Below are 17933 nucleotides of genomic sequence, written 5' to 3' on the forward strand. Positions count from 1 at the left end.
GTTTCCCGACCTCCTTATCATCATCTATTTCAGTGCCTTTATCCTTTTACTGCGCCTGCTGTCATACCTTCGACAAAGTACTTATTAAATATCAAGTACAGAATAAATAAAGGGAGAATGGAGAAGATCGATCCAGCCACAAGGACATCATAATTGTTTCCATAAGGAGTTAATAACGTATTTAACCCGATAGGTAATGTGAATTTTTCTGCTGATCGTAAAACAATCAATGGCCACAGCATACTATTCCATGCCCCCATTGAACTTAGAATAGCCATAGCGGAGAATGCAGGTTTAGAAATAGGCATAACTATTCTCACGCAAATTCCATACTCACTACTGCCATCAATTCTTCCTGCATCCAACAATTCCTTTGGTATGCCTGAAAGATATTGCCTAAAGAAAAAAATGGTAGATGCATGTACTAAACCTGGAAGGATAACCCCCGCATAGGTATCTATTAGTCCAAAACTAATCATTTGTTTATATAATGGCAACATCAATATTTCAAACGGAACCATCATTGTCGCAATAACTAGGAAAAACAATAAATTTTTAAACTTAAAATGGTACATAGCAAAGCCGTATGCAACAAAATAACAGATAATTAACGTCAAAATAACGGAAACAATGGTAATAATCAAACTATTTTTATACCAATCTAGGTAGCCAGTGCTTCCATCAAAAAGATAACTATAATTGACTAATGACCAATTTTCAAAATCTAAGTTTAGATTTAAGCCGTTTCTTATTAACATTTGACCTGGACGAAAAGATGCAAATAATCCTGAGATAAATGGGACAGCCACACTAGCACACAAAATGATAAAAAAGCCATTAATAAAAGTTTTCACTAAATGATTTTTACCACCATTATTTCCTTTTGTAATATCTAATGAGGAGTTTGATAAAGATTTATTATTTGGATTAGTATTATTCTTGCTCATCCTATTTGTCCTCCTTTTTAAACATGCCGCTTGAAAGCAAGTAGACCATGCTAATGGATAACGCAACAATCAATAATACTAAGCCAACAGCAGAGGCATATCCTAAATCATTCTTTTCAATTCCTCTTCTATACAAATAACCAACAATCGTTAAACCAATATTTTTTGGAGAATTATTGCTTCCATATATCATAAAGCTTTCAAGAAACATTGCTAATCCTGCATATATACTGATGGTTGTAACATAGATTCTTGTTGGTTTAAGTAAGGGCAAAGTAATATGCCAAAATCTTTGCCATGCACTAGCACCATCAACTTTAGCCGATTCATAAAGCACTTCATCAATAGAGCTTAAGCCAGCCTCAAAATACAAAGTGTTTACTCCAGTCCATCTCCATGTTGCTAATAAAAGTAATGCAAACATTCCTGTTCCCCAATTTTTCAGCCACTGCTTTGATTCAAGGCCAAAAAATTGCAGAATTTGATTCATCAGACCAGAATCCATTTCACTAAACATATATCGAAATAAAATACCTGCAACTACTACGGAAACCAATGCTGGCAAATAAATAATCGATTTATAGATTCTTTTACCAACAACACTTTTCGAATTCAATAAAAATGCACAGAGCATTGGAATAGGAATTAATATAATTAACGTAAATATCGTGTAGATGACACTATTTCTAACGGCGATATGAAAGACCTTATCACCTAACAGTTTTTCATAATTCGCAAGACCAATATATTCACTGTATCCGTTTCCAATATTATGAAAACTCATATTTATGGTCGAATACATTGGATATATCCAGAAGAATGACAAGCTAACAATAAACGGTAAAATAAACACATAAGGAGCAATTTTCTGAGAGAATAAAAAAGCTTGGATCTTCTTCAATTCGTTCCTCTCCTTTTCTATCAAGGTCTTTAAGATTGCCTTTATGAGGCAATCTTAAAGACTAAACTTATTCTTGTTCAAAATCTACCTCTGCCTGCGCATCTTCAAGAGCTTGCTTTACATCTGCACCGTTCTCTAGAACTTCATTTAAGGTAGTTAAGTTAAACACCTCATTGATAGTAGTAGTAATTGGCACTGTTTTAATTAAATTTACTTCATCCTGAATTTCTAATAATGTATCAAATGGATTATTAACAAAATATTTAACATATTCGTTCTCTTGATTATGAGTAATGTCTTGATTTGTCCACACCTTTGTATTAACAGGATCAAAACCAAGGATATTCCAAATTTGTTCCCCGCCTTCTTCTGTCAGTTTAGCCCAGGCCATAAATTCAGCTGCTAGCTCTGCATTTTCAGAGTCTTTATATACTACTGTTCCTGTACCCCCTGCACCATTCGAACGTTTTTGTCCTTCTTCAAACACAGGAGCTGGTGCAATAGCAAATTTACCAGACATCTCTGGCATATAATCTGTAAATCGAGACATATACCAAATCGCTTTAGGAAAAGCAGCTACTTCACCTTTTGCAACAGTAGCATAACCTTGCTCTGTATCAATTTGGCCTCCTGGAGTTACTTCTGCAATACCACTTTCCAACCACCCTTGTTGCATTGTTAGCATATTATTTAAAGAATCTAATTTCACATTTGCATTTTCAGGATCTTCTACCCAAGATTCTCCATGTTCAGACATAGTTAATGTTAGCCAGTCAGCACCACCAGTATCAACAGAGGTCATATAAACTTCTCCGTTTGAAGCCTCTTTTAATTTTTCACCCGCTGCTGTGAAGTCATCCCATGTTTTAATTTGAGTATAATCAATACCGTATTTTTCTAAGATTTCCGTATTATAATACATCACCGTAGCCCCAACATGTGTTGGTACCCCATAATAGTTACCATCTTTTTCATAAGCATCTAATCGGGATGTTACTAAATCTGCTTTATATGGCTCTACATAACTGTTTAATGCCAACCACGGTACTTCTCCGTCTAAATAGTTAGGAAATTGGCCAATTTCCACATCTGCTAAATCAGGAATTCCTTCCCCTGATTGAACTGCTAAAGTTAGCTTTGTATGCATATCTGCATACGGATATACGGTAAACTTAATTTGAATTTGCTTATCCGGATTCGCTTCATTCCATTTATTCAACATTTCACTATAAAACTTTTGATGTAAATCAACAAACAGCCACATGTCCATTTTCGCCCCATCTTCTGGACCTACTGTAGTGACCTCAGACTCTACCTCTTCTGTGTTTTCTCCATTTCCACTAGAGGAATTCGAACATCCAACAACTAAAATTGCCATCAAAAGAATAACAAAATAGGAAAATACATTTTTGGGTAACCTCATAAAATTTGCCCCCATTCGATTTTTTACGTACTAGAAATTCAAGTATTTACAAGTACTTTATATGGATTAACATGATCACCCCCTGTAATTAAAACGCTTTCATCATTAGGTATATTACCATTCACGAATTTTTATGTGCAATTTCATATACGTACTTTTTTATTTTTTTCAAAAAATTGTACGTATATAATAAACATTTTTGTTAATTGAATATTTTTACATAACTTACTTGCATTTTCTACTATCACAAATAAAATATGTGTATTGCTAAAATATCTTGGCAATACAATCAATTTATGTAGGCAAGATTAATTGTTTTATTCATCATATCTACGGAGAATTTGACCACACATCTTTTGTTTTTTTAATGGGAAAAAAGGTGCTGCTGTATAAACTACTTGGAGTCACTTTTACACAAATTCAACATTACATGAGTAATTTTTCATATTTAGTAGAAAATACATCTGTAGAAGTTATTACAAAAAGGAGTGTTCACATTGAAAAAGAAAAATGCAGATCAACATACAGAAGTTGCCGGACGTGTTTTTGATCCAAGTGATTATGAAAAAAAGGACCAACTTTCATCTGGCCTGGCTACAACTCATGAACAAGCAACAGATACATATACAGAAGGGGAAATTGGTGCAGTAATTGATGATGTCGATGGGGAAGATATTCAAATTGGGAAAAAAACAAAGAAGTAACAGAACTAGCTAGACCTTGATGAATTCTTAAGATACTAAAATAGGGACTATTTCCTAAGTAAAGGAAGTAGTCCCTATTTAATTCTATTTTTTAGTTAATCAATTAGGAAAAAGCAAAACTAAATTTTCCGCTTTTACTCAGGAATATATGGTAACTCCAGGGTTTTCGGAAGATTGATAACATGTGTCTCTACATAAGATTTTAATCCTTCTTCCCCATACTCTCTTCCAACACCAGACTGCTTCACCCCACCAAATGGGAACTGAACATCCAAACCTTGAACAGCCGCTGTATTAATCATCGTTGTCCCAGCTTCAATTCTGCGTGCTACTTTCACAGCATGCTCTTCCTCCCCCCAAACAGAGCTTGTTAAACCGTATATACTTTCATTGTGTAATTCGATTACTTGCTCTTCGTCATCAAATGGCAAGATTGGTACAGTTGGTCCAAATTGTTCTTCCACTACAATCGGGTCATGATAATCTGCTCCTAGTACTACAGTTGGCTGGAGAAAATATCCGTTGTCCATTAGCTCTGGATTTAGTATTTTCCCTAATGGAATCACTTTTGCGCCTTTACTTTTAGCATCCTCTACAAGGCTACGTACGTATTTCACCTGGTTTTTATTATTTACAGGTCCGACTGTCACATCTGGATCAAAAGGATCTCCAACTCTTATCCATTTATTTGCTGCTTCGATATATTTTTCTACAAAGGCATCATAGATGGAGCGATGCACATAAATGCGTTTGGCAATCATACAAATTTGACCTGCTGTTAAAAAGTTGGAAATAACCATTCTTCTCATCGCTTTTTCATCGTTAACATCAAAATCTTCTAAGACGATGGCAGCATCATTTCCTCCTAGCTCCAAGGTCATCTTTTTGATTGTTTCTGATGCAGCTTTCATAATACTTTTGGCAGTTTTTGTTCCACCGGTAAAGGCGATTTTTGCAACTTTCGGATTAGATGTTAACTCAATCCCCACTTCTGCATCCCCATGCACAAGATTGAGAACACCAGGGGGAAATTCATTTGCAATGATTTCAACCACTTTGCTAACAGCTAATGGAGCAAAGGGACTTGGTTTAACAACCATAGTATTTCCCGTCAATAATGCTGGAGCAATTTTTATGGTGGATAAAGAAATAGGATAATTCCATGGGGAGATGGCAGAAACAACTCCTACTGGATCAAATGTAATAATGGTTCTTCCATTTTCATGTTCTTTTTCCTGTGGACTAACGACTTTCTTCACATTTTTGCAAGCAAATTCCATCCACATGAGAGAGATGGCGATCTCTCCCTTAGAATCATATAAAGCCTTCCCATGTTCTCTTGATAATAAGGCAGCTATTTCAGGCGTTGCATCCTTTATTTTTTGGATAGCCCGCTCCATTCTTTCAATTCGATCCTCTACTTTCGTCCATGCCCATTTTTTTAAAGCATTATATGCTGCATCTATCGCTTGTACCGTTTCCTCTTTCGTATTAAGTGGAGCATATCCTACAATCTCATCAGGATGGGTAGGATTTTCACGAGGAGCTTGTTTTTCCGTTGGTACTTTCTCTCCATTGATAATAGCATGTATTGTTATTGGTTCATTTGGCAAAATCTGAATCCTCCTTTTCGATTCTTCCTTAACATAATTAGTATGAATTAGGTTGATACAGTATATACGGTGAGTATAATGAAATTAGACAATTCTTCCTAATCCATTTAGAATAGAGAAACGCATTTACAAATTATTTCACTAATATCTTTATTATTATTCCTCTTTGATATAGTAGGAAAACACAATTTGTTTTGTAATTTTGATCTAGACCTACCAAACTTTTAGTTCTGGAAAAAAGTGTATACAGTTTAATCAGTACTAAGGGTCTTAGTGAAGAAACCGAAGTTAGAAATAACCCACAAACTCTTTTCCCACCAAAATCCAACTAAAAAAAGCATAAAATTACCAACAGAAAATTTATGCTTAACATTGTATAGTGTGACGTAAACCATAACTTTTCCATTTAATTATGCATAAACTTTCCAGCCTTAGAGACATTTGACTTTATGGCCTTTTTTAGTCAGCTTTTCTATTTCCATTTCTTTAATTTATTTCATAAAATGGAATTAATAAAACAAATAAATATGTTTTAGGAATGTTTATTCTTTATTTTTTTATCCTAGGAAATTTTATAGTTTATTCTCATCCTACTCAAATATCATTTTTAGAATAAACTTTGATTCTTAACGAGTCTTCTTAAACTTATTGCATCGTTAAAAAGCCCTGTAACATAAACACTAGGATTTGGAAAATTGATACATATCTATACAAAGAAATTGCTTCTGCCTGTCATTCCCTATTTTAATTAAAAACTAAACACCCTCAATTTTAAATAGTATACGCATAATACGTTTATTGACCTTTCTTGAATATGTAAAAATATTTTGGAATACTATTTTAGATGTATTAAGTTATTTTTTATTTCTTCACAGTTTCTGCACGAATTCTCCAAAATAATAAAGTATTATGAACCTACTTGATTGGAATATAGGTGAATGGGAATGAAAAAACTTTCAGTAAAACTCGGGATTTTATTTTTTATCATTATATTTGGTTTAATCACCTTCATGTTTTTCTTTCTGCATAACGAAATAGCTGAGTCGAGAATAGAAGATGAACTTCGAAATCTTCAATCAAGAGGGAATTCCCATAAAATGATTCTTGAAAAAAATTTCAATGATGAAATGATTGATCATGTCGTTTTAATGGAATCTGAATCAAATACGGATGTTGTGATAACCAATGAAGAAGGAAAAATACTTGATTCTTCGGCATCATTTATCAATTTTAAGAAGTATTTAGATACCCCCCTATCTTCCATTTCAAATGATGGTCAGATTGTAGAGGAAAAATGGGATCAAGAACCCTATATTGCTACAGTAAGTCCTATTCATATTGATAATAGAGTCGCTGGGTACGTCTACATGTTTCAAGACACAGCATCTGTTCGTTCCTTAATTCAAAAGTTGAATGAACACTTTCTTATAGCCGGATGGATTTCTGTAATATTTACGATTATTATTATTATCTTTCTTTCAAAAGGAATTACAAAACCGCTAATTAAAATGAAAGAAGCAACGGCACAGATTAGCAAGGGGAATTTTTCTGTTTCACTTCCAAAAACTTCTGAGGATGAATTAGGTGATTTGGCAAAATCAATTGAACTTTTAGCTACAGATTTGAACTATTTAAAACAAGAACGAAATGAATTTCTTGCTAGTATTTCCCATGAACTTCGAACACCTTTAACATATATAAAAGGCTATGCTGACATTGTAAAAAAGAGAAACTTTTCTAAAGAAGAACGTGAAAAATATTTGACGATTATTGTGGAAGAAACCAATCGATTATCTGATTTAATAAAAGAGCTGTTTGAACTAGCAAAGCTTGATCAAAATTCTTTTAAGATTGAAAAAGAGTTAATGGACTTAAATGTGTTTTTTACTAAAATAGAACAAAAATTCTCTCCTATTTTTGAAGAACAACAAATGAATTTTAAAGTGAATTATCAGCCTAATCTTTTTTTAAAAGCTGATTCGTTAAAACTAGAACAAATTATTTTTAATCTGTTAGATAATTCTATGAAATACTCTACAAGTGATGCAATCATCTCATTATCTGCATGGAAACATAAAAACGAAATTCATATAGTTGTTAAGGATAATGGGAAGGGTATTCCAAAAAAAGATATTCCGTATATATTTAATCGCTTTTATCGTGTTGATAAATCTCGTTCTCGTTCTCTTGGGGGATCAGGACTTGGCCTTGCGATTGTAAAAGAACTTATGATCGCTCATAGAGCCGAAATTTATGTAAAAAGTGAAGAAAATGTCGGAACAGAATTTGAATTAATTTTCATGGAGGAATAAAATGAAAACTATTTTACTAGTAGATGATGAACGGATGATGCTTGATTTATTAACGCTATACTTATCACCCCTAGGATACCACTGTATAAAAAAGGAATCTGCATTGGATGCAATCGAGTATTTGGAATCAAATACGGTTGATCTCATTTTATTAGATATAATGATGCCTGAAATGGATGGCTTACAAGCATGTCAGGAAATTCGAAAACGTTGGGATTTACCAATTATTATGCTTACTGCCATGAGTGAGAAATCAGACATTGTAAGAGGATTAAATTTAGGAGCAGACGACTATATATCTAAACCTTTTGATGAAGAGGAACTGGTTGCCAGAATTGAAGCAGTATTACGAAGAGGTAACACAAAGTCAGATAATATTACGTTTAAAGGACTCATTCTTAACCAAGATTCCTACCAGCTGTTTTTTCATGAAAAACAAATTCCTTTAACACCTAAAGAATTTGGCATGATGAACCTATTTTTAACCAATCAAAATAAGGTATTTACCCGGGAACATTTAATTACTTCTATCTGGGGGTATCATGTTTCAACAGAAGATAGAACAATTGACTCCCATGTTAGAAATTTACGAGAAAAGCTTAGAAAATCCGGATTCCCAGCTGATGACCACTTGCTTACCGTCTGGGGGATTGGATATAAATGGGAAGGTTAATAGATAATAAAAACCTCAAGCAAAAATATTTTAACTACTTCACTGCATTTTGAAAATGTAATTTTGGAGCTGATCCAATTGAAAACTGCATTCCATATGATTAAACCTTGGGATATTATCATTACAATCTTCCTGTTAATCTTATCTTTAGTACCTTTAAGTATTTTTAGTTTCCAGCAATCAAAAATAAATGCACAAATGGAAGATACTGAATACGTTGCTGTTATTTCAGTCGATGGGGACGAATTAAAACGTGTCAAATTGACTGGACATACTGGTACAGAGTTCTTAAATATACCTGAGATTAAATGTACTCCTAAAACGGTAGAAATAAAAGATGAGTCTATCCGTATCAAGTCTTCTACTTGCCCTGAACAAATTTGTGTTAATACTGGATATATTTCGAAGCCCGGTCCTTCCATCATTTGTTTGCCACATAGGGTTGTTATTAGTGTTGAAACGATTGGTGGCAATATTGATGACGAGGTTATTATTAGTTCTTGATCTATTATCAAGTAAAAACTTTTAATCTACTCCGTTTTAACAAATTTATCAAAAATTCTGCATGAGTTCTGCAATTAATAAAACTATAATTGAATCAAGAAAGGAGATGAATAAGTTGAAAAAAAAGTTAGTGGTTGGAATTTTAACTGGAGCCATTCTTTTAGGTAGTGCAGGAACTTATGCTTTTGCGCAAACCAATGAAGATGGTAATGGCGGAGGAAAATTCAATTTTGGACAATTGTTACCACACATGAAAGAGGTTCATCCTGATCTTTCTACTAAAGAATTAAAGCAGATGTACAATTCATGTCATGGAGAAGATGGTAATTTAGAAAAAAATACAACAAGTACTGAAAATATGATGAATAATCTTTAGTTTAAAGGCAAATCTTATGTTTAGACGTTAACTTGTTAGAGTTCTATAAAGACACTTCATTTTTTCGTCCTATGATCTCAGTTTTCCCTTTTTTCATATATAACTAAAAGGATTGGTTAATTCCAATCCTTTTGGTGTTGGTCCCTATTTTTAATAGAGACCATTATTATTAGTAAATAGAAATCTAATATCTATTCGTTATGTTGTTCCGTATCTGTATGCTGCTCTTCTTCTACAGGAGGACTCGCAATCGCCGTATACACATAATAAGAACCTACAACAACTATTAAATAAGCAAGAGCTGTTAACACCCATTTCTTCATTAAACATCACCCTTATAGTTTTACTTTTTGCAAACGAAGTGCATTTAGCACAACAGACACTGAGCTGAATGCCATCGCTGCACCAGCAAGCCATGGAGCTAAAAATCCAATAGCAGCTATTGGAATACCAATCGTGTTATAAGCCAGTGCCCAGAAAAGGTTCTGCTTAATATTTCTCATCGTTTTATGACTCATTAGAATGGAATCAGGGATACTATTCAAATCTCCACGAATCAATGTAATATCTGCGGCTTCCATTGCTACATCTGTACCTGTTCCAATTGCCATGCCGATATCCGCAGTTGCAAGAGCAGGAGCATCGTTAATACCGTCCCCAACCATTGCTACTTTTTTACCTTGCTCTTGAAGTTTCTTCACTTCATCAGCCTTACCTTCTGGCAACACTTCAGCTATAACATGGTCTACACCAGCTTGTTTAGCAATGGCACTAGCCGTTTGTTTATTGTCACCAGTAATCATGATAACTTCAAGGCCCATATCTTTCATCCGTTTAATTGCACTCGTTGATGTTTCTTTAATGGTATCTGCCACAGCTACAAGCCCTGCATAGGATCTATCTACTGCAGCTAACATAGCTGTTTTCCCTTGTTTCTCCAGACCTTCCATCTTTTCTAATACATCATTAATCTCGACATTGTATTTTTTCATAAGGCGGCGAGTGCCTACTAGAACTTCTTTTCCATCAACAATTGCTTTGATCCCATATCCAGGAATATTTTCAAAATCAGAAACCTCTTTTAACCCGATTGATTTCTCTTTAATCCCTTCCACAATTGCTTGTGCAAGAGGGTGTTCAGATTGTTTTTCAGCCGATCCTACAAGGGATAAGAACTCTTCCTCGTTCTTTTCAGTTAATACATCTGTTAGAACGGGTGCACCATTAGTAATCGTTCCTGTTTTATCTAAAATAACCGTATTTACTTTGTGCGTCATCTCAAGATGTTCTCCACCCTTAAAGAGAATCCCGTATTCGGCAGCGCGCCCGGAACCAGCCATAATAGATGTTGGTGTTGCAAGACCAAGTGCGCATGGACAAGCAATAACAAGAACCGCAATTAATTTTTCTAGAGCGGAGGCAAAGTTTCCTGGATCTGCCCAGAAATACCAAATAATAAATGTAATAACAGCAATACCTACAACAATCGGTACAAATATCCCTGAAATGGTATCTGCCATACGTTGAATAGGAGCTTTTGATCCTTGTGCTTCTTCCACAATTTTAATAATTTGGGATAAAGCTGTTTCTTTTCCCACTTTTGTAGCTTTAATTTTTAAAAATCCATTTTTATTGATGGTTGCTCCAATCACAATGTCTCCAACTGTTTTATCAACGGGAACACTTTCACCTGTGATCATCGATTCATCAAGGGCTGATGTTCCTTCTAGCACTTCTCCATCAACTGGAACTTTCTCGCCCGGTTTCACTAATAATATATCGCCGGTCACAACATCTTCCAAAGGAATAATTGTTTCCTCACCATTACGAATAACTGTCGCAGTTTTAGCCTGTAATCCCATTAATTTCTTAATCGCTTCAGATGAACGGCCTTTTGCTTTTGCTTCAAATAATTTACCTAGAATAATTAATGTAATTAAAATAGCACTTGTTTCAAAATAAAGACCTACAGAGTGAGCATTATTTCCAATTGTTTGTACCGATAAATATACACTATAAAAGTAAGCAGCTGATGTACCAAGGGCAACTAATACATCCATGTTGGCACTCTTATTTTTAAGTGCTTTGTATGCACCTACATAAAATTGTTTACCAATAATAAATTGTACAGGTGTTGCTAAGGCCATTTGCACCCAAGGATTCATAAGTGCCTCTGGGACATAAAGATCGGAAGTAAAACTAAAGTGTCCAAACATTGCCCATAGAAGTGGAATGGAAAGAATAGCCGAAAATAGAAATTTCCCTTGCTGTTTCTCAATCTCTTTTTGTCGGTAATCAACGGCTTCTTTTTCATTTTCATCGCTTTTTACCATTGCACCATAGCCCAAACTTTCAACCCTTTGAATTAAATCCTTTGTCGTAACAGACGATGGATTTAATTCTACAGATGCCTTTTCAAGCGCTAAATTGACATTAGCTTGAAGAACTCCATCCATTTTATTAAGCCCTTTTTCAATTCTGGTTGCACACGCTGCACAGGTCATACCAGTAAGTACCAATTCTTTTTTATCCGTAACGACATCATATCCGAGATCTCTTACCTTTTTCGTTATATCTGAAGGACTCATCACCTCAGGGTCAAACTGGACCATTGCTTTTTCTAACGCAAGGTTTACGTTTGCCTCTTTGACTCCGTCCATTTTATTCAATCCTTTTTCAATCCTTGTTGCGCATGCTGCACAAGTCATGCCCGTAATTTGGAATTGATTTTCAATCACTTTTTCACTCATTCCCATCACCTCATACCTACCTAGGGTATATTTCAATAAAAAAGAGAGCGTGCTTATATTAAGCACGGCCCATACTCCATTACTTCACATCGTAACCTTGATCATCAATTGTTTCTTTGATTTTATCTAATGATACTTCAGCTTGGTTGAATTCCACATCTACTTTTTTGTTTTCTAAATCCACTTTAACATTTGAAACCCCACTAAGAGCACCAACACTGCCCTCAACTGCTTTTACACAATGTCCACATGACATACCTTCTACATTTAGAGTTACTTTTTCCATATTTATCTTCTCCCTTACTTTTTCATTAATTTTTGTATAGTAACTAATACCTCATCTAAAACTTCCATGTCACCTTCTTGAATTCTATTTACAACACAATCTTTCATATGTGCTTCAAGAAGTAACTTTGCTACACCATTAAGCGCTGCTTGAGATGCAGCTATTTGTGTAATAACATCGTCACAATAAGTATCACACTCAATTAATCTTTTTATGCCCCGAATCTGACCTTCAATCCGGTTCAATCGGGTTATAAGGTTTTTTTTCGTATTTTCAGAGTGATGGCTCATTCGCCCATGTGGATGGGAGCAGCAGCTATCCTCCTCTAAAGTTTTTTCATTTTCTAATTCAGGTTCCATTTTACTTCCCTCCTCGATTAAAATATAGCATACCCATGTACCCTATGTAAAGGGTCCTTTTCATGAAAAAGAAAAACGCATAATTCCATTCCTCTAGTTAATTGTATAAGGATAAGATTTGTTTTATTTTAGGATTTAATACTGAAAACTTTGAAACAATTCATTAAGGTAAAAATCGATAGTTTGACGAAAGAAATGGCACAACAAGCGTTTATATCTACTTGATGTGCCATGAGATCTGAATTTACCACACTTAGTCAATCTTCAATAATTGTGCATTAATTGCACAAATAATAGTACTTAGTGACATAACCACTGCTCCAATAGCTGGTGTTATGACTATACCTACACTGAACAAGACACCTGCAGCTAAGGGAATGGCGATTATATTATATCCCGCAGCCCATCCTAAGTTTTGAAACATTTTTCTATGACTAGCTTTTGACAACTTAATGATGTTTAAGATATCTTCTGGATTGCTATTCACTAGTACGACATCAGCAGTTTCAATTGCCACGTCTGTACCTGCACCAATGGCGATTCCTACATCAGCCTCAGCTAAGGCAGGAGCATCGTTAACACCATCTCCAATCATCGCGACTTTTTTTCCACCTTGTTTTAGACCTTTTACATTATCTGATTTTTCATGTGGTAAAACCTCAGCAATTACCTTCGAAAGTCCAAGCTTTTCACCCACATAATTGGCCACTCTACTATTATCCCCAGTCATCATGATCGTTTCAATCCCACGTTCATTCAATTCTTTAATGACTCTAAAAGAAGATTCTCTGATAATATCTGCTAAAGCAATCATTCCTTGTAACACATCATCTTTTAAGACGAAAACAACTGTTTTACCTTGCTTTGCAAGTTTCTCGTACATACTCTCATCAAACGCAATTTTATTCGCTCTCATCGTACCCGGACTAACCACTGCAATTTCTGTATCATTTACTTTTGCAACTAGTCCTTTTCCTGTTAAGTTTTGATAATCTTTAACATTATAAGGCTCTATCTTTCGTTCCTTCCCCTCTTTTACAATTCCTTTAGCAATTGGGTGTTCAGATTGAATTTCAACTGAATAGGCCAATCTAAATAATTCATCTTCACTTACTCTATTACTTGGAATAATATCTGTCACACCGAAGTTCCCTTCTGTTAAGGTACCAGTTTTATCAAAAACGATACGATCTAGTTTAAACGCACTTTCAAAAGAGGTACGATTACGTATTAACAAACCTTTTCTAGCAGCAATGGATGTAGATCTTGCAGTAACCAACGGAGTAGCAAGGCCAAGCGCATGTGGACAAGCAATAATCAAGACAGTAACCATTCTTTCTAAAGCAAAATCTAGTTCACCTGTTGTCAACCAGTAGGCGAAGGTTATGACACCTACAACAATTGCCACATAAAATAGCCATTTAGCAGCGATATCCGCAAATCCCTGGGCCTTCGATTTAGTCTTTTCTGCATCACTAACTAACTTAATTACTTGCGCTAAATAAGTTTCATTACCGGTTTTACTTACTTTGATTTTCAGTACACCTTCACCATTAACCGCTCCGCCAATTGCTTCCATACCCGTGCTTTTTTCTACAGGTACGGATTCACCTGTTAACATGGATTCATCAACGGTTGATTTTCCTTCAAAGACTTTTCCATCAAGTGGGATCTTTTCTCCTGGTTTAACGAGGATCTGATCCCCCGGTTGTAGATCTTCTACACTAACCTCCACAATGTTTCCCGATGCATCAATTTTATGTGCTTCTTTTGGCATCAACTTAATTAACTCTTCCAATGCCTTTGAAGCACCCATAATGGATTTCATTTCAATCCAATGTCCGAGAAGCATAATGACGATTAAAGTAGCTAATTCAAAGTAAAAGTCACTACCTTCAATAAAGAAGGCGGTTAATGTGCTATATACATAAGCTGTTACGATGGCTAGTGAGATTAATAGCATCATTCCAGGTGCTCTTTCTTTCAATTCACTCCAAGCACCGAGTAAAAATGGTTTTCCACCGTACAAAAAGACTATGGTTGAAAGTAAAAACAGTAATAATGTATCACCAGTAAAATTCACATCATAACCAAATAGCATTTCAATCATTGGTGACAAGTATGAAATAGGTATTGCTAAAACTAATGATATCCAAAAGCGTTTTTTAAAGTCCCCTACCATGTGTTCGTGGTGACCAGAATGTCCTCCATGGTTGCTATGATTATGTCCTTCATGTGCACTATGATTATGTTGAACTTGGTCACTATGATTGTGATGTTCATGTCCTTCATGCATACTATGTTCATGGTGGGTATGATTAATGTGATTGTGATGTTCATGAATGTTTTTATTTTCTGGTTTATTTTGCTTTTCCATAGTTAGCCCATCTCCTTTAAATATTTTCCCCTAAAAGATTCCACTCTCATATGCATTATTACTTTTACATATTCTTAGTGACGTTTATTAATAACTGATTATCTAGTTGTGACTCTTTCGTTCTCTTAAACAAAAGTTGGGATTTTTTCCGACAATAAATCTTTTACTAATAAGTTTTATTCTTATACCTCTTCGATTTAATTATAGTATACCCTGGTACCTTATGTAAAGTGTCGTTTCAAACAAAATATTGTTCGTACACTGACACACACAAAGAGCTAATTCTTTTAAGAATTAGCTCTTTGATGGACTTAGTAGGATGCAAGTTTATTTAACAGGTGATAATTCACTTTCGGTTACCCATTTATGGTTTTTAACCTCTTCACCTGTAGTTGTTGTAAAATCAACCATATAAACAGTCGTTTGTTCAGCTGAGTCTATTTCAAGGGTTGCACCCGCCATTCCTTCCATATGGTCTGCCTCTGTTTTTGCTTCTGCTCCAGGCTCTAAAGGGGCTTTCCCTGGATTGACTAACTCTTCATGAATAACCCATTTATGGTCTTCCACTCTTTCTCCACCCGTTGTAGGAGTATAGGATACCGTATAAACAGTAGTGTCATAAGCACCTACTATAGTTGCTTCTGCACTTTTCATCCCTTTCATATGATCAGATTGAATAATTGCTTTACTTCCAACAGGGTATGTTGGTTTTTTCGCTTCTTTCAATCCTTCTGGAACTTCACCAGAACCAGAGTGATTCATATAAGAATGGTCCATTTCCTCCATCTCTTCATCAGTATCTTTTTCCGGATTTTCATTATCGTTAGTTGTCGTTTCTTGATTTCCTGTTTCTTCTTCAACAGGTTGCGCTTTATCATCTGTGTTTGCACATGCACCTAATACTAATATTAAAGAAGCAAGTAGGATGTATAATATCGATTTTTTATTTGTTTTCTTCATTTTCTCATTCCTCCTTTATTTCATTACAAGTATGCCCAAAAATTCACAAATCTTGTCCATTTAACTCATTGATGACTTATAAAAGATAGGGAAATGCATGATAAGCAATTGAATGTAATACATAAATAGATACTTTAAAATAAAAGACTGCCGTTCATTTAGATTTCTTAACAATAGTCATCGCATGGCTACCTAAAGAAGAATAACTTTCAAAAAATAAATCAGCATTATATGTCGTTTGCCCCTTTAAAGGATCCATTACAAACACTTCTTTATCGTTATATCCGTTTAATACAACAGAATGTAAATTAATAAGAGCATTAAAAATTTCCTCTGTTTCATGTAAGTACCAGGAATATTCTATTTTTGGAGGACTTAAATCTCGGGTCATCCATACGACAACGGGAATACCTTGATCTACATACTCCATAATTGTTTCTCTTGAACTACCGCTAATATCCTTCGCCAAATCTTCCCCACCAACTTCTGTGATATAGCGGTTTGCTGCTTCCACAATAGGTGGAGCAAATGTAAAAAAGCCATTATTATCTCTCGGATCTCCAGCATATGCTGCATATGGATTGGAACCGTATAATTTATTATTTGTCCTATGAAAAGGTTGCTTAGGTAAGTATTTATCAGACATCTCCGTTTTAGTGACATCATAATTATAAAAGGTAAGAAGAGATGTAACGGACGTTATTTCACATCCATTTGGCAATTCAGGTATTTGCAGAATAGTATCAACTGGTAAAAATACTTCAGCTTTCTCATTATTTTTATCATCTATTTTTAGAGGATCATTCTTATCATTTTTTTTGTTAAAGTAATGCTCTTCAGTTGATTTTACTAAAGTACTTTTTGCGTCATCCACAATAAATACAAGAATATAGAATTCTATTAAAATGATTAAGACTAAAGAAATTAAAGCTATTTTCTTCTTCAAGCTACATTTCATTCCTTTTAGAAAAAGTAAAGGTTATTTAAAACTATTCACTCGTTTTAAAGTACATTTGATTTGCTAATACATATTTACAAACACTGTATCCTCTTTTGAGAAGATAATTTTTATGGACGTACAAATATTTGTTTCATAATAGATTTCATTAAAGGTATATTTTCTTCAACTTTAAGACCTGATTGTTCGATTGTTTTAAGTGTTTCTCTATTTATGTTAGCTCCCCAAAGTCGCACTGTTAAAGGGTTCAACATATCCATTACTAAACCTACTAACTTATTTTCACTCCTCATATGCTCTAACATTAAGATACGACCAGTTGGTTTACATACCCTTTTTAACTCCTTCAAACCAATCATCGGGTCTGGTACGGAACAAAATACACAAGTAGAGACAATAGAATCAAACGTATTATCAGGGTATGGTAAAGATTGTATATCCGCTTCCACTAATTCTATCGGAAACAAAAAATCTCCTTTTGATACTTTTTCCCTAGCGTATTTTAACATCCCATTACTAAAATCAACACCTGTTAAGGACTGAATATTATTAGGATAATAATATAAATTGGCACCGGTACCTATTCCTACTTCAAGTACTTTTCCAGATACATTTGATAGTAAATTAAACCGCCATTCTTCTTTAATCATTTTATCCATTACATCATATATACCGGAGATCCTATTGTATCGTTTTTTAATTACATCATCTTTATCCAACAATGTTCACCCAATTCTATTTTTAGACTTAAAAATAGTTTCCCACATTAATATGAAAAAACAATGAATTT

Annotated in this window: 17 protein-coding genes; 5 read left to right on the plus strand and 12 right to left on the minus strand. The window is 34.6% G+C overall.

All coding sequences use genetic code 11. The features are described from left to right. Window positions 1–38 precede the first annotated feature (38 nt). From ACTQ5K_RS15670 to ACTQ5K_RS15680, 3 genes are all read right to left on the minus strand, one after another. Window positions 39–947 carry a carbohydrate ABC transporter permease gene (locus ACTQ5K_RS15670; RefSeq protein ID WP_081836666.1) on the minus strand — a complete coding sequence of 303 codons (909 nt, stop codon included), beginning with the start codon at window positions 945–947 and terminating at the stop codon, window positions 39–41. Window position 948: 1 nt separating this feature from the next. Beyond that, the gene (locus ACTQ5K_RS15675) at window positions 949–1848 is read right to left on the minus strand and encodes a carbohydrate ABC transporter permease (RefSeq protein ID WP_031538454.1); all 900 of its coding nucleotides are present in this window, start codon (window positions 1846–1848) and stop codon (window positions 949–951) included. Window positions 1849–1915: 67 nt separating this feature from the next. Then, window positions 1916–3271: an ABC transporter substrate-binding protein gene (locus tag ACTQ5K_RS15680; RefSeq protein WP_031538452.1), complete on the minus strand. Its 1356-nt coding sequence runs from the start codon at window positions 3269–3271 to the stop codon at window positions 1916–1918. A gap of 488 nt (window positions 3272–3759) precedes the next feature. Here ACTQ5K_RS15680 and ACTQ5K_RS15685 point away from each other — a divergent pair, with 488 nt between their 5' ends. Beyond that, window positions 3760–3975 carry a YozQ family protein gene (locus tag ACTQ5K_RS15685; protein ID WP_396953893.1) on the plus strand — a complete coding sequence of 72 codons (216 nt, stop codon included), beginning with the start codon at window positions 3760–3762 and terminating at the stop codon, window positions 3973–3975. Window positions 3976–4109: 134 nt separating this feature from the next. Here the strand turns inward: ACTQ5K_RS15685 and ACTQ5K_RS15690 are convergent, their stop codons facing one another. Next, entirely contained in the window at window positions 4110–5588 is a 1479-nt protein-coding gene (locus tag ACTQ5K_RS15690; RefSeq protein ID WP_031538448.1) for an aldehyde dehydrogenase family protein, read from the minus strand. Window positions 5589–6532: 944 nt separating this feature from the next. Here ACTQ5K_RS15690 and ACTQ5K_RS15695 point away from each other — a divergent pair. The 4 genes from ACTQ5K_RS15695 (at window position 6533) to ACTQ5K_RS15710 (ending at window position 9453) form a co-directional block, all read left to right on the plus strand. Continuing rightward, on the plus strand, window positions 6533–7900 hold the full coding sequence (locus ACTQ5K_RS15695; protein WP_031538446.1) for an ATP-binding protein: 1368 nt from the start codon (window positions 6533–6535) through the stop codon (window positions 7898–7900). Between the two features lies 1 nt (window position 7901). Further along, on the plus strand, window positions 7902–8573 hold the full coding sequence (locus ACTQ5K_RS15700; protein ID WP_031538445.1) for a response regulator transcription factor: 672 nt from the start codon (window positions 7902–7904) through the stop codon (window positions 8571–8573). Window positions 8574–8651: 78 nt separating this feature from the next. Then, complete coding sequence (locus ACTQ5K_RS15705) at window positions 8652–9077, plus strand: NusG domain II-containing protein (protein ID WP_251629493.1); 426 nt, start codon at window positions 8652–8654, stop codon at window positions 9075–9077. Window positions 9078–9192: 115 nt separating this feature from the next. Continuing rightward, window positions 9193–9453 (plus strand): hypothetical protein, encoded by a 261-nt coding sequence (locus ACTQ5K_RS15710; RefSeq protein ID WP_231512570.1) that lies wholly within the window; start codon window positions 9193–9195, stop codon window positions 9451–9453. A 191-nt stretch (window positions 9454–9644) separates the two neighbouring features. On the opposite strand, the gene ACTQ5K_RS15715 is transcribed toward ACTQ5K_RS15710, so the two are convergent. The 8 genes from ACTQ5K_RS15715 to ACTQ5K_RS15750 form a co-directional block, all read right to left on the minus strand. Then, a complete protein-coding gene (locus tag ACTQ5K_RS15715) occupies window positions 9645–9776 on the minus strand; it encodes a hypothetical protein (RefSeq protein ID WP_269320387.1) in 132 nt (43 codons plus the stop codon). Between the two features lie 12 nt (window positions 9777–9788). Next, a complete protein-coding gene (locus tag ACTQ5K_RS15720) occupies window positions 9789–12203 on the minus strand; it encodes a heavy metal translocating P-type ATPase (protein WP_031538440.1) in 2415 nt (804 codons plus the stop codon). A 79-nt stretch (window positions 12204–12282) separates the two neighbouring features. Next, window positions 12283–12489 (minus strand): copper chaperone CopZ, encoded by a 207-nt coding sequence (copZ, locus tag ACTQ5K_RS15725; protein ID WP_031538438.1) that lies wholly within the window; start codon window positions 12487–12489, stop codon window positions 12283–12285. 14 nt (window positions 12490–12503) lie between these two features. Beyond that, window positions 12504–12848 carry a metal-sensitive transcriptional regulator gene (locus ACTQ5K_RS15730; RefSeq protein WP_031538436.1) on the minus strand — a complete coding sequence of 115 codons (345 nt, stop codon included), beginning with the start codon at window positions 12846–12848 and terminating at the stop codon, window positions 12504–12506. A 253-nt stretch (window positions 12849–13101) separates the two neighbouring features. After that, on the minus strand, window positions 13102–15225 hold the full coding sequence (locus tag ACTQ5K_RS15735; protein ID WP_031538433.1) for a copper-translocating P-type ATPase: 2124 nt from the start codon (window positions 15223–15225) through the stop codon (window positions 13102–13104). 327 nt (window positions 15226–15552) lie between these two features. Beyond that, window positions 15553–16185 (minus strand): YdhK family protein, encoded by a 633-nt coding sequence (locus ACTQ5K_RS15740; RefSeq protein WP_031538432.1) that lies wholly within the window; start codon window positions 16183–16185, stop codon window positions 15553–15555. 154 nt (window positions 16186–16339) lie between these two features. Then, window positions 16340–17131: a C39 family peptidase gene (locus tag ACTQ5K_RS15745; protein ID WP_048718796.1), complete on the minus strand. Its 792-nt coding sequence runs from the start codon at window positions 17129–17131 to the stop codon at window positions 16340–16342. Between the two features lie 122 nt (window positions 17132–17253). After that, a complete protein-coding gene (locus tag ACTQ5K_RS15750) occupies window positions 17254–17862 on the minus strand; it encodes a class I SAM-dependent methyltransferase (protein WP_031538430.1) in 609 nt (202 codons plus the stop codon). Between the last annotated feature and the right edge of the window lie 71 nt (window positions 17863–17933).

This window comes from Niallia sp. Sow4_A1 (genome assembly GCF_052116745.1).
Classification (GTDB): Bacteria; Bacillota; Bacilli; order Bacillales; family Cytobacillaceae; genus Niallia; species Niallia hominis.

What these genes read in the sequence shown, in the direction of transcription:
- ACTQ5K_RS15680 (WP_031538452.1), bottom strand. Translation starts at nt 3,271, where the DNA reads ATGAGGTTACCCAAAAATGTATTTTCCTATTTTGTTATTCTTTTGATG.
- copZ (WP_031538438.1), bottom strand. Translation starts at nt 12,489, where the DNA reads ATGGAAAAAGTAACTCTAAATGTAGAAGGTATGTCATGTGGACATTGT.
- ACTQ5K_RS15740 (WP_031538432.1), bottom strand. Translation starts at nt 16,185, where the DNA reads ATGAAGAAAACAAATAAAAAATCGATATTATACATCCTACTTGCTTCT.
- ACTQ5K_RS15730 (WP_031538436.1), bottom strand. Translation starts at nt 12,848, where the DNA reads ATGGAACCTGAATTAGAAAATGAAAAAACTTTAGAGGAGGATAGCTGC.
- ACTQ5K_RS15670 (WP_081836666.1), bottom strand. Translation starts at nt 947, where the DNA reads ATGAGCAAGAATAATACTAATCCAAATAATAAATCTTTATCAAACTCC.
- ACTQ5K_RS15720 (WP_031538440.1), bottom strand. Translation starts at nt 12,203, where the DNA reads ATGAGTGAAAAAGTGATTGAAAATCAATTCCAAATTACGGGCATGACT.
- ACTQ5K_RS15735 (WP_031538433.1), bottom strand. Translation starts at nt 15,225, where the DNA reads ATGGAAAAGCAAAATAAACCAGAAAATAAAAACATTCATGAACATCAC.
- ACTQ5K_RS15715 (WP_269320387.1), bottom strand. Translation starts at nt 9,776, where the DNA reads ATGAAGAAATGGGTGTTAACAGCTCTTGCTTATTTAATAGTTGTTGTA.
- ACTQ5K_RS15700 (WP_031538445.1), top strand. Translation starts at nt 7,902, where the DNA reads ATGAAAACTATTTTACTAGTAGATGATGAACGGATGATGCTTGATTTA.
- ACTQ5K_RS15695 (WP_031538446.1), top strand. Translation starts at nt 6,533, where the DNA reads ATGAAAAAACTTTCAGTAAAACTCGGGATTTTATTTTTTATCATTATA.